Origin of the sequence: Prauserella marina, from assembly GCF_002240355.1 — a bacterium.
In the GTDB taxonomy this organism is placed as follows: domain Bacteria; phylum Actinomycetota; class Actinomycetes; order Mycobacteriales; family Pseudonocardiaceae; genus Prauserella_A; species Prauserella_A marina.
Genome location: NZ_CP016353.1, coordinates 5267007 through 5281782, shown reverse-complemented (window position 1 = coordinate 5281782; position 14776 = coordinate 5267007). Strand labels below are relative to the sequence as shown.

The following is a 14776-nucleotide window of genomic DNA, read 5'->3' as shown; positions in this document are numbered from 1 at the left end:
GAGCGTAACCGCTCGGCGTCAGTGGCCCGACCGCGGCGGTGTTCCCTTTCCCTTGCCCCTGAACTTGTCGACCGCGTCCTTCGCCTGCTTGCGGGTGTTCGGGTCCTTGGCGAGTCGCTTCGCCTCCGTGATCATGCGCTTGCCCTGTGGGCTCTTCGCGAGGCGGGCCACCTTGCTGAACAGCGATGCCATCGTGATCCCTTCGTGGGCTGAAACCGGCTGGATGTCAACGTAGCGACGGCAGGTGAAGTTCCCCTACGGTTTTCCGGTTCGCGTCAGGAATTCACGACATAGGCGCAATCGTCACTCCGAGTGCTCCTGGTCCGACATGTGCCGCGATGACCGTGCTCGCCTGCACGAGGAAAATGTCGTTGAGCCCCGGCACTCTGCCGCGCAGTTGCTGCACCATCGTCATCTCCCTGTCCGACGGCGTCGCGCAGGCGACCGCGATGTCGACCTTGGCCTCACCCGCCCGCTGAACGGCGAGGTCGGCGACCTTGGCAAGAGCGCGTTTGCGGCCTGGCACCCTCGCCAGCGGCGCGACCTCGCCGTCCTTGACGGTGAGCAGCGGTTTGATCGACAGCGCGGAACCGAGCATCGCCGAGGCGGCGCCGATTCTGCCTCCTCTGCGCAGGTAGTCGAGGGTGTCGACGTAGATGAGTTCACTGCTGGCCCGGTAGCGCCGGTCGGCTGCCTCCATGACCCGCTGTGCTTGCCCGCCTGCCGCGGCCGTGCGGGCCGCCGACAGCGCCGCGAAGCCGAGGCTCATGCTCGTCGTCCCGCTGTCGAGGACGTGCACGGGTACCTTGACCTGCTGCGCCGCTTCGCGCGCCGCCTCGACGGTCGCCGAGAGCTTCGCTGAGACGTGCAGGCTGACGATGGCGTCGGCTCCCGCGCTGACGGCGTCCTGATACGCCCAGAAGAAGGCGCCCGCATCGGGCGGCCTCGTGCTGACCGGTCTGCCCGAGCGCAGGAGTTCGATCAGTTCGGCGCGCTGGAAGCGGCTTTCGTCGTCGACGCGGTCGTCCACGGCAATCTGGACCTGGACCAGCGAGATACCCCATTGAGCCGCGAGCTGCTCGGGGATACAGGCGGTCGAATCGGTGATGACTGCTACGGGCACGTTCGGGAGGCTAACTCTTCCATCCACCCATTAGAAGGAGTCCGTTGCGACTTTCGGACGTCGATCGTGCACGGGACGTAGTACTGAGGGCACGTGGCGGCGATGCGAAAACTTCTGGGACTATGGTCCTAGTAAATCGGGATTCCAGGTGAATGCCGTCACCTCGGCGCGCCAAGCCCGGAATCAGCACATAGTCTTACCGGCCAGTAACGCTTTGCATGCGCCGAAGGAGATCCATGACCAACATCGCTGTCCTGGTCAAGCAGGTGCCTGACACCTACTCGGAGCGCAAGCTCAACGAGAACGACCACACCCTGGACCGGGAATCCGCCGACGCGGTGATCGACGAGATCAACGAGCGTGCCGTCGAAGAGGCGCTCAAGATCAAGGAGGCAGGCGAAGGCGAGGTGACCGTCGTGTGCGTCGGTCCCGACCGCGCCACCGACGCGATCCGCAAAGCGCTCTCGATGGGTGCCGACAAGGCCATCCACGTCTCCGACGCCGCGCTGCACGGCTCCGACCTGATCGCGACGGCCAAGGTCATCGCGGCCGCGATCGGCAAGATCGAGGGCGTCGACCTGATCATCGCCGGCAACGAGGCGTCCGACGGCCGAGGCGGCGCCGTGCCTGCCGTGCTCGCCGAACTGCTCGGACTGCCGCAGCTCACCCACGCGCGCCAGGTCACCGTCGAGGGAAGCGCCATCAAGGTCGACCGCGAGACCGAGGACGGCATCACGCACCTCGAAGCGAACCTTCCCGCCGTGGTCAGCGTGACCGAGAAGATCAACGAGCCGCGCTACCCGTCGTTCAAGGGCATCATGGCCGCCAAGAAGAAGCCGGTGGAAACCCTCAGCGTCGCCGACCTCGGCATCGACGCGGGCGAGGTCGGCCTCGGCAACGCGTGGTCGCAGGTCGAACAAGCCTCGCCGAAGCCGCCTCGCACGGCGGGCCAGCGGGTCGAGGACGAAGGCGACGGTGGCAGCAAGGTCGCCGAATACCTCGTCGGCCAGAAGCTCATCTGACACCACGCCTACGACAGGGAGACGAACTCATGGCAGAAGTACTGGTGCTTGTCGACCACGTCGACGGTGAGGCCAAGAAGGTCACCTTCGAGCTGCTGACCGCGGCGCGTGCGCTCGGCGAGCCCTCCGCCGTCGTCGTCGGTTCGCCGGGTTCGGCAGGCAAGCTCAAGGAATCACTCGCCTCCTACGGCGCCGCGAAGGTCTACGTCGCGGAGTCCGACGAGGCAGGCGGCTACCTCGTGACGCCGAAGGTCGACGCGCTGGCGACGGTCGCCGGTCAGGCATCGCCCGCCGCTGTGCTCGTCGCGGCGACGTCGGAAGGCAAGGAGGTCGCCGGAAGGCTCGCGGTGCGGCTCGGTTCGGGCCTGCTCGTCGACGCCGTCGGCGTCGACGAGGACGGCACCGTCGACCAGTCGATCTTCGGTGGCGCGTTCTCCGTGAAAGCCAAGGCGGCCAAGGGCGCGCCGGTCATCTCGGTCCGGCCCGGTGGGGTCGAGGCGGAGGCGGCCGACGGCGCCGCCGAGGAGGTCGCCGTCAGCCTGCCCGCGACCGACGCGGCGAAGTCGGCGAAGATCACCGGCGTCGACCCGGTCGTCGGTGGCGACCGGCCTGAACTGACCGAGGCGTCCATCGTCGTCTCCGGTGGCCGAGGTGTCGGTTCCGCCGAGAAGTTCGACGTCGTCGAAAAGCTCGCCGACGCGCTGGGAGCCGCGGTCGGCGCCTCGCGTGCGGCTGTCGACTCCGGCTACTACCCCGCGCAGTTCCAGGTCGGCCAGACGGGCAAGACCGTGTCGCCCCAGCTGTACGTCGCGCTCGGCATTTCCGGTGCCATTCAGCACAGGGCGGGCATGCAGACGTCGAAGACCATCGTCGCCGTGAACAAGGACTCGGAGGCGCCGATCTTCGAGATCGCCGACTTCGGTGTCGTCGGCGACCTGTTCAACGTCGCCCCGCAGCTCACCGAAGAGGTCGCCAAGCGAAAGGGCTGAGTCCGGCGCGATCGCGTCGAAGGCCCCCGGCCGTCCATATCGGACGGCCGGGGGCCTTTTCGCGTACCCGCCGTTCACGGACTATGCACACGCCGGTCACGGCCGGAGTCCTTCGCGGTTTCCCGTCACCGGCCGAGGATCGGCGGCATGAGACGGTCACAGCTCATCGCCAGCACTGACCGGGCGGGCGCGGATCCGGCCGCCACGAAAAGCGGGGCACGGTATTCCCTGCTCGTCGCCTACGACAACGACGAGGTCGCCGCGGCGCAGCGCCTCCGGCACCAGGTTTTCGCCGAGGAAATGGGCGCGAAACTGGAACCGGGAGCGGCGGGCGTCGACGCCGACTACTTCGATCAATTCTGCGACCACCTCGTCGTCCGCGACGACAACTCCGGCGCCATCGTCGGCACGTACCGCATGCTGCCGCCCGAGCGAGCCGCCGAGGCGGGGCGGCTCTACGCGGATGCCGAATTCGACCTCACCGCGCTGTCGGCCCTGCGCGGTTCGCTCGTGGAGACCGGACGATCGTGCGTCGCGGCAGGGCACCGCAACGGCGCCGTCGTCGGACTCGTGTGGGCCGGTATCGCCCGCTACATGTTGTTGAGGGGACACCGGTTCCTCGTCGGCTGCGCCTCGGTCCCGCTCGCCGACGGCGGGACCCTCGCCGCCGGGGTGTGGGATCAGGTACGGACGCGGCACCTCGCGCCGCCCGCCTACCGGGTGAGTCCCTACCGGCCGTGGAACCACGCCGGGGTCCCGCTTCCCTCGCGCAAGGGTCTCCCGCCCTTGCTGAAGGGCTACGTCCGGCTCGGCGCCTACGTGTGCGGGCCGCCCGCGCACGACCCGGATTTCGGCGTCGCCGACTTTCTCGTGCTGCTCGATCTGCAACGCGTCGACGCGAGGTACCTGCGGTTTTTCCTCGGCGAATCGCCTGGTGACGCGGCGGGAGAACTCCGGTGAGTCACCCCTGGATGCCGGTCTCGACCTGCGACGCGGCGTGCAGGGACGCCGAGGAGCCGCCCTCGGTCGCACTGCCGCGCAGGGTACTGCGCCTGTTCGGCCTGCTCCTCGTGCTGGTGCTCGCGATCGTCTCCGCGCCCACGCTGATGGTGATGCGCAACCGGCAGCCGTTCGTGCGGTTCGTCTTCCGCTGCCTGCTCGCGGCCTGCGGGGTCGGGCTCGTCGTCAACGGGAAGCTCGCGGGAACGGGCAGGGGAGCGCTCGTCGTGCACAACCACATCTCCTGGCTCGACATCGTCGGGTTGAACGCGATCGACGGCGGGAAACCGCTGCGCGCGCTCGCCAAGAGGGAAATCGCGAGCTGGCCGGTGCTCGGCGGGCTGGTCGCGAAGGCGGGCGGCGTTTTCCTCGAAAGGGAACGGCTTTCCACCCTGCCCGCCACCGTCGCGAACCTGGCCGAGGTGCTGAGAAAGGGCGCGATCGTCGCGGTCAGCCCGGAAGGCACGACCTGGTGCGGTCGCGCGTCAGGCCGGTTCCGGCCCGCGCTGTTCCAGGCAGCCATCACCGGCGGTGTCCCCGTCCAGCCCGTCGCGCTCCGCTACCGCACGCGAGCGGGAAGGGAGACGGCACAGCCGTCGTTCGTCGGAACCGACACGTTGCTGGATTCGGTGCGAAGGGTGCTCAGGACACGTGGTTTGGTGCTGGAACTGTTCGTGTGCCCCGAGATCGCACCAGGCAGGGCAGGTGACAGGGCCGAACTCGCGGGACTCGCCGAGGCCGCGGTACATGCGGCCCTCGGCACGGCATCGGTACCGTCACGGGCGAACACCGTCGCGTCGTCGCGCGGTGCGTCCTTGCGAGGTGGCCCATGCCCGACACCGGCAACACCGGCAGACCTGACGGTACCGAGCAGGGCGGTACCCACGAGGTCCCGCACGCTTCACTGACCTATACCTCCTACCTCGCGCTGGACGAGGTACTCGGTGCTCAGCGTCCCCGGTCGGCCGAACACGACGAACTGCTCTTCATCGTCATACACCAGGTGTACGAGCTGTGGTTCAAACAACTGCTGCACGAACTCGGCTACCTACAGGTGAAGCTGGAGGAAGGCGACACCCCGCACTCGGTGCGGACCCTGCGCAGGACGCTGACGATCCTCAAGGTCGTCGTCGCGCAGATCGACGTACTCGAAACCATGACGCCAAGCCAATTCACGAGCTTCCGGGCGAGGCTGGAGGCGGCGAGCGGGTTCCAGTCCAGCCAGTTCAGGGAACTGGAGGCGGTACTGGGACGGCGGGATCGCGGCGTGTTCGAGCACTACCCGGCCGGTAGCGAGGCGAGAACCCGGATCGCCGCGGCCATGTCGAGGCCGTCCCTTTTCGATTCCTTCGTCTGCTACCTGCGCGAGCATGGCTACGACCTGCGGCGGCGCGACGACGTGAGCCTGCCCGCCGCGCCGTCGAGGGCGGTCCGCGACGTCCTGCTGCGCGTGTACGCCGATGACGGAGGGCCCGCTTCGGTGTGCGAACACCTCGTCGACCTCGACGAAGGCATCCAGGAATGGCGCTACCGGCACGTGAAGATGGTCGAGCGCACCATCGGCGGCAAGGAAGGCACCGGCGGCTCCTCCGGCGCCGCCTACTTGCGGACGACGCTGTCGAGCCCGGTCTTCCCCGACCTGTGGAGCGTGCGCTCGGAGTTGTAGGACAATTGCTCGACAGTTGTTCCCCGGCAGGGAATTCTCGTACTCATGACTGCGAAGATCGGATTCCGGCTCACGGAGGACGATGAGTGGATCATCAAGGCCGCCATGCGAAGCGGTGAACGCGAGAGCGATGTGATCCGGCGGGCTCTGCAACTGCTGGAGCGGGAGGTCTGGGCCGAGAGGGCTCGCGCCGACGCCGAACAGCTTCACGGCGAAAATCTCGCTGCCGAAAAGGACGCGTGGTGATCTGAGGTGCGTTTTCAGGTCTCCGAGGCAGGTCCTTGGTCCGGATCGTCGGCGAAGGCCGCTTCGTAGGCGAGGAAGGTGTCGACGAACATGCGTCGCTGGGCGGGGCTCAGCGGTGACAGGGCGGCCCGCCACGCGCGTGCGCCCGGCGAGAGCCATTGGGAGATGGCTTCCCGGCTCGTGGGGTTGATGTCGACGATGCGCCGACGCCGGTCGGCGTCGTCCTCGCGTCGTTCGAGCACTCCTTTGCGGCTCAGTTCGCTCACGATCAGGCTCACCGTCGTCGGAGCCACGTTCAGCTTCTCGGCCAGCTGAGAGACGGTCAGCGGTCCGTCGAGCAGAAGCAGCGACAGCAGGGACAGATGTCTCGGGGCCAGGTCGAACGACCGCAACTGATGGGGCAGCGGCAGTCGTTTGATCCTGCCGATCAGTCGCGGCGTCAGCAGCAGCAACTCCCGGACGGCTTCGTCGGCGGGGTCGGCTGTTGACATCCAGCCACCTCCAAATTAGCTTTGTTAGCAAAGGTTGTTTGTCTTCAAAGTCATTATAGGGAGAAGCCGTCATGCCACATCTGTCCGTCTACGTCCTCGAAACCGATCTCGTCGGCAGGGAGAACGAGCTGATCGAAGCGTTGACCGACGCGATCGTCGCCGTATATGGGGACTGGGCACGGGACATCGCGGTCGTGCACCTGATCGGACTGCCGGCAAGCCGGTGGGGCATCGGCGGCAGACCGGCACAGGCGCCGTCGCCAAGCGTGACCTTCGGCATCAAGGAAGCCGCGTTCGGTCGGCCGGACGCCGACGACATCGTGGCTCGGCTGGTCTCCGGGGTCACCGAGGCCGTTGTCGCGGTGTTCGGCGAGCGCGTCCGTTCCGGCGTGACCGTCGAACTGGTGGGCACACCGGCCGGTCGCACCGGTATCGGTGGCGTCGTGGATTCGCGATAGGGCGCGGGCGGGCCGGTGGCTTTCCTCGGGTGTGAGGGCCTAAGTTGAGCTGCGAGCGGTGATCAGCGGGAAACAACCTTTCCCTTCGCCGCCGCACACAACCAGATCCGCTGCGGGTTGTCTGGCCACAAGCCGGAAACAGCAGCCGAAGAGGGAGTCACCACCGTGACCGAAGGTGTATTCGGCCGCGAGAGCGGCCACGAGCAGGTTGTCTTCTGCCAGGACCCGCACAGCGGGCTCAAGGCGATCATCGCGGTGTACTCGACCGCGCTGGGGCCCGCGATCGGCGGCACCCGGTTCCACCCCTACGCGACCGAGCGCGAAGCACTCGACGACGTACTCGCCCTTTCGAAGGGCATGGCCTACAAGAACGCGCTCGCCGGGCTCGACCACGGCGGCGGAAAGGCCGTGATCATCGGCGATCCGGCCACGCTGAAATCCGAGACTTTGCTGCGTGCCTACGGCCGCTTCATCCAGTCGCTCGGCGGGCGCTACGTCACCGCGTGTGATGTCGGGACCTACGTCGCCGACATGGACGTGATCGCGAGGGAGACTCGCTTCGTGACCGGCCGCTCGCCCGACAACGGTGGCGCGGGTGACTCGTCGGTGCTCACCGCTTTCGGCGTCTATCAGGGCATGCGAGCCAGCGCGGAGCACGTGTGGGGAACGCCGGAACTGCGCGGGAGGACGGTCGGTGTCTCCGGGGTCGGCAAGGTCGGTCACCTGCTGGTGCGGCACCTCGTCGAGGCAGGGGCGAAGGTGCTGGTCACCGATGTCGCCAAGACCGCGCTCGACCGGATCACGCTGGCACATCCCGAGGTCGAGGTCGTCGTCGACGCCGAAGCACTCATGGGCGAACGGCTCGACGTGTTCGCTCCCTGCGCGCTGGGCGGGGTGCTGAACGACGACACGGTCGCCCGGTTGCGGGCCGCCGTCGTCTGCGGCGCGGCCAACAACCAGCTCGCCCATGCCGGAGTGGAGAAACTGCTGGAGGAGCGCGGCATCCTCTTCGCGCCCGACTATCTGGTGAACTCGGGCGGGGTGATCCAGGTCAGCGACGAACTGCACGGATTCGACTTCGAACGGGCCCGGCGCAAGGTCACCTCGCTGTTCGAGACGACGAAGGCGGTGTTCGAGCTGGCCGCGGCGGAGGGAGTCCCGCCCGTCACGGCGGCCGACCGGCTCGCCGAACGCAGAATCGCCGAGGTGCCGAGACTGCGGTCGATCTTCACCGGCTGAGCGGCGACGACACAAGCGGAAGGCCCTGCTCCCAGTGGTGGGAACAGGGCCTTCCGCTTCTGTCTCGTGTGCTCAGCCGCTCTTGCGACGGAAGTTCCTCTTGTGTGCCGCCGGGCCGTGCGCCTGCGTGACCTTCGAACCGAAGTCCTCGTGTGCGGTCCCCGCCTTCGCCTTGGCCTGCTTGCGCTCCAGAGCCTCCCGGAACTTGCGCTTCACGTCGTTGTCCGTTTCCGAGCCCTCAGCACCCTGTTCGCCCTCGGGATGGGGCGATGACGAGTCGGACATGAGAACCTCCGGTGTGCGCGAATGCGGTTACGTACCCGCGCTCAGAGTGGCACGGCACGGGTAGCCGCTGCCACTTGATTTCAGTGGTCAGCGACCGTCACCGCCCTTGCACACCACCTTCGCCTGCGGCTTGTACGTGACGGTGCGAGGCTCCTCACGCACGACGGCTCCCGACGAGGCGTCCTTGAGAATCCTGGTGTCGGTCACCGTGAACCCCGGTCCGCCGTTGCTGGCCTTGCAGTCTTCCTTCGGGCCCTTCGTGGTTTCCGGCTCGACGATGTCGGTGCGGTCACCGGTGACCGACTCCACCTCGTAGCGCTTCGTGCCCCACAGCCGCACCGTGATTTCGGAAGGCGTCCACACCGTTTCGACGACGACACCGGTCTGGCTGTCGTTGGTGAAGCCCACGTCGATGACGCTGGAGCCGTCGGGGTTCTGGAAGACGGTCGCCTCGCGGCCCTCGGGGTACCTGCTGATGTAGTAGCTGTGTTCCTGGTGCCCCGCGTCGGCCAGGCCCGCGAAGTAGTAGGCGTTGTACAGCGTGGTGGCGAACTGCGAAATGCCACCGCCCACCGCCTTGCCTGGCGCGCCGTTCTCGATGATGCCGGCCGGAACGTAACCCTGTGCTTCCGTGCGCGGACCCGTGTAGCCGTTGAGGCTGAACGTGTCGCCCGGCTTGACGACGGCACCGTTGACCTTCTCGGCGACGGTCCGGATGTTGACTCCGGAGTCGTCGGCGAAGCCACCGGTGGTGAACTCCCCGATCACTTCTTTGACACCGAGTTCGTTGGCCTCGTCGGTGGTCAGCTTCGCGGGCTGCTTCTCGTAGTGCGCGGTCAGCTCCCTCTGCTCGGTTTGCTTCAGCACATCGAGCAGCGGCTTGAGCGTGACGTCCCACTTGATCTTGTTGCCGTCCTCGGACGGCTCGACCGTCGGCTGCCCGTCCTTGATCAGGATCTTGGCGTCCTTGCCCTCTGTTTCGGTGTCGGCGAGATCGGGCCCTACGGCGCCGACGACCTTCTTGTGGTCGACCTTCGGCACCAGCGAACCGTCCTTCGGCTCGAAGGTCAGGCTCTGGGCGATCTCCTCTGGTTCGAGGGTTCCGTCGGCTCCCTCGCCGCGAACGACGACCGGACCGGACACGGCGGGTTCGGCCACCTGGGTGAGCGCGACCCTGACCGCTTCCGGCGTGATCGTCACCGGGGTGCTGTCGACGGGCAGCTTCAGCGGATCACCCGACGCCCAGTGGGCGAGGATGACCGACTGCGCCTTGTCGACCTTGAGCCGCTGGCCGTTCTTCGGGTCGACCGGCACCGCCGTCGCGCCCTCGAAGGCGATGTTGCCCTCGACCGGCTCGTGGTCGATCTTCTTGCGCAACGCGGACATCGCGTTTTCGAGCTGGTTGGGCTCCGCCTGCGTGACGACGCCGACCTCACGCGTCGAGAAGAACGAGGTGAGCCTCGTGATCGGGTTCAGCGGCTGGTCACCGGCTTGTTCCAGCGTTGCCGACCAGTCGAGTTTCAGCCCCGCCTCTTGCGGGGTGAAGCTGTCCTCGACGTCCCCGGCCGTGTAGGCGACGGGCTGGCTCACCCTGGGCTCGATCTGCTCCCTGAGCAGGCTTTCTGCCTTGGAATGGCTCATCCCGCCGACGTCGACGCCAGCGACGGTGACTCCCCGGGGAACGTCACCCGTCGTCACCAGCAGGTCGATGCCGTAGACGAGGACGAGCGCGGCGAAAACCCCGCCCGCGATGAAGGCGGGCTTGCGGAACCGGCGCCACGAAGAACCATCCTGCTGAGCGGGAGGTTCGGGCGGGCCAGGCGGCACGGGCGGTATCGACGCCGTGGTGTCGACGCCCGCCGTGAACTCGGTCGGCGCCGCCGCCCCCGTCGTGACGGTCGGCAGCTCTCCGTCACCCTGTTTCGCGATGAACTGGGTCGGCTGTTCCCTCGTGGGCGGCCGCGCGATGAACTCGGTGGCCGACGAGGCTTGCTGACCAGCCTGCCCTGGCTGTGCCTGCTGTGCGGGCTGCATCCGCTGGGTCTGCTGGTCGGCGGAGACCTGTTCAGCCGCGACCTGCTCGGTCGGCTGGTCGGCTCCGTCCAGTTGTTCTGCGCTTGTTTGTTCCTCGTGTGGCTCTTCCCGCTGTTGCTGTTGTTCGGGTTGGCCGGTTCGCGCCGGGACCGCCGGGAAGACGTCGGTCTGCTCGGCATGCGACTCCGGCCACTCATGATCCTGTGGCAAGACAAACCCCTCCACGTCCGGCGATGACGGGCCAGGACTCCACTCCGTCGGCCAAGATACGGGTCCGGCCACGGTGGGTGCGCACGTGCCCCCGGCAGTGTCGATTTGTCGCGCCCTTGCCGGGCTTTTCGCAGGTTATGGGTGATCTGTTCGGCCGAGGAGGCCGGAGATCCCCATACCGAGCCGGGCCTGTTCCGCCGCGTAGTGACGATGTCGCGGAATGTTCCGATTCGGTCTCATTCGGGCGCCGCGGCGCGGTCCTCGCGGCGCTACGCTGACCTGATGCGGCTGCTCGTCATCGCGGAAACGCACCGTCTCGAAAGGGCACGGTGAACCCGCCGTGGATCCGGTACGCGTGCTGCGGCAGATCGCGCTGCACCTCGAACGCGCCGGCGAGCCGACCTACCGGGTGAGAGCCTTCCGCAAGGCCGCCGCCGTCGTCGGCGACCTGCCGGACGGTGAACTCGAACAGCGCGTGAACGCGGGCACGCTGACCGCGCTGAGCGGTATCGGCAAGACGACGGCCGCCGTCATCACCGACGCCGTGCGGGGGCGCGAACCCGCCTACCTCACCGAGGTCGTCGCGAAAGGCGCTCCCGGCCTGCCGGACGGTGGGCCGATGCTCGCCGCGCTCCGTGGCGACTGCCATACCCATTCGGACTGGTCGGACGGCGGGAGCCCGATCGAGGAGATGGCGGAGGCGGCGCGGCAGCTGGGCAGGGAGTACATCGTGCTCACCGACCATTCGCCCCGGCTGACCGTAGCCAACGGGCTGAGCGCCGAGCGGCTGCGCGACCAGCTCGCCGTCGTCGCGGAGCTCAATCGCGAGCTGGCACCGTTTCGCGTCCTGACCGGTATCGAGGTCGACATCCTCGACGACGGCGAGCTCGATCAGGATCCCGGCCTGCTCGACGAACTCGACGTCGTGGTCGCGAGCGTGCATTCGAAGCTGAGGATGCCAGCAGCCGAGATGACGCGGCGGATGCTGGCCGCGGTGGCCAACCCGAGGGTCAACGTGCTGGGCCACTGCACGGGACGGCTCGTCGTGGGAAGGGGAAGGCCGGAGTCGGAGTTCGACGCGGAGGCCGTTTTCACGGCGTGCAGGGACAACGACGTCGCCGTCGAGATCAACTCGCGCCCTGAGCGGCTCGATCCGCCGCGCAGGTTGCTGAGGGAGGCTGCGCGGATCGGCTGCCGGTTCTCCATCGACAGCGACGCGCACGCTCCTGGGCAGCTCGCCTGGCTGCCCTACGGCTGCGTGCGGGCGACCGAGTGCGGGGTGCGCGAATCCGACGTGATCAACACGATGAGCGCGGACGACCTGGTCACGTGGGCAGCCTCAAGGTGAGGCCATCTCACAGTGCGGAGCGTGTGGACAAAACAGGTACGCGCGTACTAGAACGGGCTGTGTGTCATCCATCAGGACCGACGCACTGCCCGGTGCGGCGCCGGTCTCCCCGCTTCGCTTTCGCGACTTCCGGCTGACGCTGTTCGCTTCGGCCGCGGCCTTCTTCGGGTACTCGCTGCTGCTTCCCGTCGTCCCGATGTGGGCGGTGAGCCAGGGAGCCGGACCGTTCGCCGCCGGTGCCGCGACCGGCGGCTTCATGGCCGCGACCGTGCTCGCGCAGTTCGCGATGCCCTCGGCGCTGCGCAGGTTCGGCTACCGGCCGGTGCTGCTGGCCGGTGCTCTTTTTCTCGCGTTGCCGACCCCGCTGCTGATCGTCGCGCAAGGCGAAACGGCGGCCGGGGTCATCCTCGGCATCTCGGTCCTGCGTGGCGTCGGCTTCGGCGTGCTGACCGTGTGCGGGAGCGCGCTGATCGCCGAACTGCTTCCGAGGCGGCTGGTGGCGAAGGGGTCGGGGCTCTACGGGCTGGCGGCGGGGTTCCCGCAGTTGTTCGGGCTGCCTTCGGGGACCTGGCTGGCCGAGCACTGGGGATTCGCGCCGGTCTTCCTGCTCGCCACCGCGTTGCCGTTGTGCGCGGTGCTGCCGTTCCTGCTGTTGCCCGTGTTACGGCCGAGGCAGGAGCCGAAGAACAAATCGTCGGTTGCCGTCGTGGTCAAGGCGACGTGGAAGCCGTGGCTGCCGATGCTCGCGGTGTCAACGGGGTTCGGCGGCCTCGCGACCTTCCTTCCGATCGTGGTCGCCTCGCCGTCTTCGACGATCGCGCTGTTCGTCGCGCCTGCCGCCGCGGTGCTGTCGCGATGGGCGGCTGGGCATTTCGGCGATCGGATGGCCGGACCGGGCCGGATGCTGCCTGCCGGGCTCGCCGCCTCGGGGCTCGGTCTGCTCGGTTTCGCGCTGCTTTCGTCGAACGGGCCGGTCGTCGTTCTCGCCGTCGCGCTGTTCGGTCTCGGTTTCGGCGTCGTGCAGAACGACGCGCTCGTCGCCATGTTCGCGAGGGCACCGGCCGGTGCGGCGAGCGTGTCCTGGAACGTCGCTTTCGATCTCGGCCAGGGGCTCGGCGCGGTCGCCGTCGGTGCCATCGTCACCGGGTTCAGCTTCCCGCTCGCGTTCGGGCTGCTCGCCGTCGTCGCTGTCGGCCTGCTCCCGGTCGCCTGGCTGGCTCGGCACGGTTCAGCAGAGGCCGGTTAGCCTGTAGCCGTGCCTCGCGTTGTGATTCTGGACTACGGATCGGGCAATCTCCGGTCCGCCGAGCGCGCCGTGCTGCGCGCGGGTGCCGACGTGGAGGTGACCGCCGACCCCCACGCGGCCCAAGAAGCCGACGGGCTCGTCGTCCCCGGTGTCGGCGCGTTCGCGGCATGCATGCACGGCCTGCTCGCCGTCGGCGGCGAGAAGATCATCGGCAAGCGCCTCGCTGGCGGGAGGCCGGTGCTCGGCATCTGTGTCGGCATGCAGATTCTCTTCGAGCGTGGCGTCGAGCACGGCATCGAGACGGCAGGCGCCGGTGAGTGGCCGGGCACCGTCGACGGCCTGCACGCCGACGTGCTCCCGCACATGGGCTGGAACACCGTGCGCGCCCCGGAGGACTCGCGGCTGTTCGCCGGTCTCGACCCCGGGGAGCGGTTCTATTTCGTGCACTCCTACGCCGCAAGGCGGTGGGAACTCCAATCGGGGCTCGCCGGTCAGCAGCCCAAGGTCACGTGGGCGCATCACGGTGAGGACTTCGTCGCGGCCGTGGAGAACGGTCCGTTGTGGGCGACGCAGTTCCACCCGGAGAAGTCCGGCGACGCCGGCGCACACCTGCTTCGCAACTGGCTGCGCACCCTCTGAAACCCGGGGAACGCCCCGGTTCCTATAGTGACCTGGTGACGTTCACGCTCCTTCCCGCCGTTGATGTGGCCGATGGCCAGGCCGTCCGACTCGTACAGGGTGAGGCCGGTACCGAGACTTCCTATGGTTCGCCGCTGGAGGCGGCGCTGGCCTGGCAGCGCGACGGAGCGGAGTGGATCCATCTCGTCGACCTCGACGCCGCGTTCGGCAAGGGCTCGAACAGGGAACTGCTCGCCGAGGTCGTCGGAAGGCTCGACGTGCTCGTGGAGTTGTCCGGCGGCATCAGGGACGACGAGTCGCTTGAGGCGGCGCTTGCCACCGGCGCGCGCAGGGTCAACCTCGGCACGGCCGCGCTTGAGGACCCCGAATGGAGCGCCAAGGTCGTCGCGGCCTACGGCGACCGGGTCGCCATCGGCCTCGACGTGCGCATCACCGAACTGGGTCACCGGCTCGCCGCGCGTGGCTGGACCAGCGACGGCGGCGACCTGTGGGAGGTGCTGGAGCGACTCGACAGGGACGGCGCCCAGCGCTACGTCGTCACCGACGTGAGCAAGGACGGCACCTTGCGTGGCCCCAACCTCGAACTGCTGCGTGAGGTCACCGCGCGGACCGACGCCGCCGTCATCGCCTCCGGTGGTGTGTCCAGTGTGGACGATCTGAGGGCGCTGGCCGAACTTGAGGCGGACGGCGTCGAGGGTGCCATCGTCGGCAAGGCGCTGTACGCGGGTGCCTTCACGTTGCCGGAGGCGCTTGCCGCCGTCGCGGCGGTCTGATCCCGCGG

General features: G+C 68.0%; 17 protein-coding genes. 12 read left to right on the top strand and 5 right to left on the bottom strand.

What is annotated here, in order from left to right; genetic code table 11:
• Positions 1-18: 18 nt before the first annotated feature.
• On the bottom strand, positions 19-192 hold the full coding sequence (locus BAY61_RS33095; RefSeq protein WP_170140216.1) for a hypothetical protein: 174 nt from the start codon (positions 190-192) through the stop codon (positions 19-21).
• Positions 193-283: 91 nt separating this feature from the next.
• Positions 284-1123, bottom strand: a complete 840-nt coding sequence (locus BAY61_RS24210) for a DegV family protein (RefSeq protein WP_245865389.1) — start codon at positions 1121-1123, stop codon at positions 284-286.
• 236 nt (positions 1124-1359) lie between these two features.
• Between BAY61_RS24210 and BAY61_RS24205 the strand changes: the two genes are divergently transcribed.
• The 6 genes from BAY61_RS24205 to BAY61_RS24180 all read left to right on the top strand — a co-directional run bounded on the left by BAY61_RS24205 (position 1360) and on the right by BAY61_RS24180 (position 6045).
• Positions 1360-2145: an electron transfer flavoprotein subunit beta/FixA family protein gene (locus BAY61_RS24205; RefSeq protein WP_091807307.1), complete on the top strand. Its 786-nt coding sequence runs from the start codon at positions 1360-1362 to the stop codon at positions 2143-2145.
• 29 nt (positions 2146-2174) lie between these two features.
• Entirely contained in the window at positions 2175-3134 is a 960-nt protein-coding gene (locus BAY61_RS24200; protein ID WP_091807308.1) for an electron transfer flavoprotein subunit alpha/FixB family protein, read from the top strand.
• Between the two features lie 147 nt (positions 3135-3281).
• Positions 3282-4094 (top strand): GNAT family N-acetyltransferase, encoded by an 813-nt coding sequence (locus BAY61_RS24195; RefSeq protein WP_091807310.1) that lies wholly within the window; start codon positions 3282-3284, stop codon positions 4092-4094.
• Positions 4091-5041, top strand: coding sequence for a lysophospholipid acyltransferase family protein (locus BAY61_RS24190; RefSeq protein ID WP_170140215.1), 951 nt, complete (start codon positions 4091-4093; stop codon positions 5039-5041). The genes BAY61_RS24195 and BAY61_RS24190 overlap by 4 nt, the downstream gene beginning before the upstream one ends.
• On the top strand, positions 4963-5799 hold the full coding sequence (locus BAY61_RS24185; protein WP_091807311.1) for a tryptophan 2,3-dioxygenase: 837 nt from the start codon (positions 4963-4965) through the stop codon (positions 5797-5799). The genes BAY61_RS24190 and BAY61_RS24185 overlap by 79 nt, the downstream gene beginning before the upstream one ends.
• 45 nt (positions 5800-5844) lie before the next feature.
• Complete coding sequence (locus tag BAY61_RS24180; protein ID WP_091807313.1) at positions 5845-6045, top strand: hypothetical protein; 201 nt, start codon at positions 5845-5847, stop codon at positions 6043-6045.
• A 14-nt stretch (positions 6046-6059) separates the two neighbouring features.
• On the opposite strand, the gene BAY61_RS24175 is transcribed toward BAY61_RS24180, so the two are convergent.
• Positions 6060-6536 (bottom strand): MarR family winged helix-turn-helix transcriptional regulator, encoded by a 477-nt coding sequence (locus tag BAY61_RS24175; protein WP_091807315.1) that lies wholly within the window; start codon positions 6534-6536, stop codon positions 6060-6062.
• Positions 6537-6607: 71 nt separating this feature from the next.
• On the opposite strand from BAY61_RS24175, the gene BAY61_RS24170 reads away from it, so the two are divergent.
• Both BAY61_RS24170 and BAY61_RS24165 read left to right on the top strand, forming a co-directional pair.
• Positions 6608-6994, top strand: a complete 387-nt coding sequence (locus tag BAY61_RS24170) for a tautomerase family protein (RefSeq protein ID WP_091807317.1) — start codon at positions 6608-6610, stop codon at positions 6992-6994.
• A 165-nt stretch (positions 6995-7159) separates the two neighbouring features.
• Positions 7160-8233: a Glu/Leu/Phe/Val family dehydrogenase gene (locus BAY61_RS24165; RefSeq protein ID WP_091807319.1), complete on the top strand. Its 1074-nt coding sequence runs from the start codon at positions 7160-7162 to the stop codon at positions 8231-8233.
• Positions 8234-8305: 72 nt separating this feature from the next.
• Here BAY61_RS24165 and BAY61_RS24160 read toward each other — a convergent pair whose 3' ends face one another.
• Entirely contained in the window at positions 8306-8518 is a 213-nt protein-coding gene (locus BAY61_RS24160; RefSeq protein ID WP_091807321.1) for a DUF5302 domain-containing protein, read from the bottom strand.
• An 87-nt stretch (positions 8519-8605) separates the two neighbouring features.
• Positions 8606-10762, bottom strand: a complete 2157-nt coding sequence (locus tag BAY61_RS24155; RefSeq protein ID WP_245865387.1) for a VanW family protein — start codon at positions 10760-10762, stop codon at positions 8606-8608.
• Between the two features lie 340 nt (positions 10763-11102).
• Between BAY61_RS24155 and BAY61_RS24150 the strand changes: the two genes are divergently transcribed.
• The 4 genes from BAY61_RS24150 to priA all read left to right on the top strand — a co-directional run bounded on the left by BAY61_RS24150 (position 11103) and on the right by priA (position 14768).
• On the top strand, positions 11103-12110 hold the full coding sequence (locus BAY61_RS24150) for a PHP domain-containing protein (protein ID WP_091807322.1): 1008 nt from the start codon (positions 11103-11105) through the stop codon (positions 12108-12110).
• Positions 12111-12171: 61 nt separating this feature from the next.
• Entirely contained in the window at positions 12172-13356 is a 1185-nt protein-coding gene (locus BAY61_RS24145; RefSeq protein WP_245865385.1) for an MFS transporter, read from the top strand.
• Between the two features lie 9 nt (positions 13357-13365).
• The gene (gene hisH / locus BAY61_RS24140) at positions 13366-13995 is read left to right on the top strand and encodes an imidazole glycerol phosphate synthase subunit HisH (protein ID WP_091807324.1); all 630 of its coding nucleotides are present in this window, start codon (positions 13366-13368) and stop codon (positions 13993-13995) included.
• A 35-nt stretch (positions 13996-14030) separates the two neighbouring features.
• Positions 14031-14768: a bifunctional 1-(5-phosphoribosyl)-5-((5-phosphoribosylamino)methylideneamino)imidazole-4-carboxamide isomerase/phosphoribosylanthranilate isomerase PriA gene (priA, locus tag BAY61_RS24135; protein ID WP_091807325.1), complete on the top strand. Its 738-nt coding sequence runs from the start codon at positions 14031-14033 to the stop codon at positions 14766-14768.
• Positions 14769-14776 lie beyond the last annotated feature (8 nt).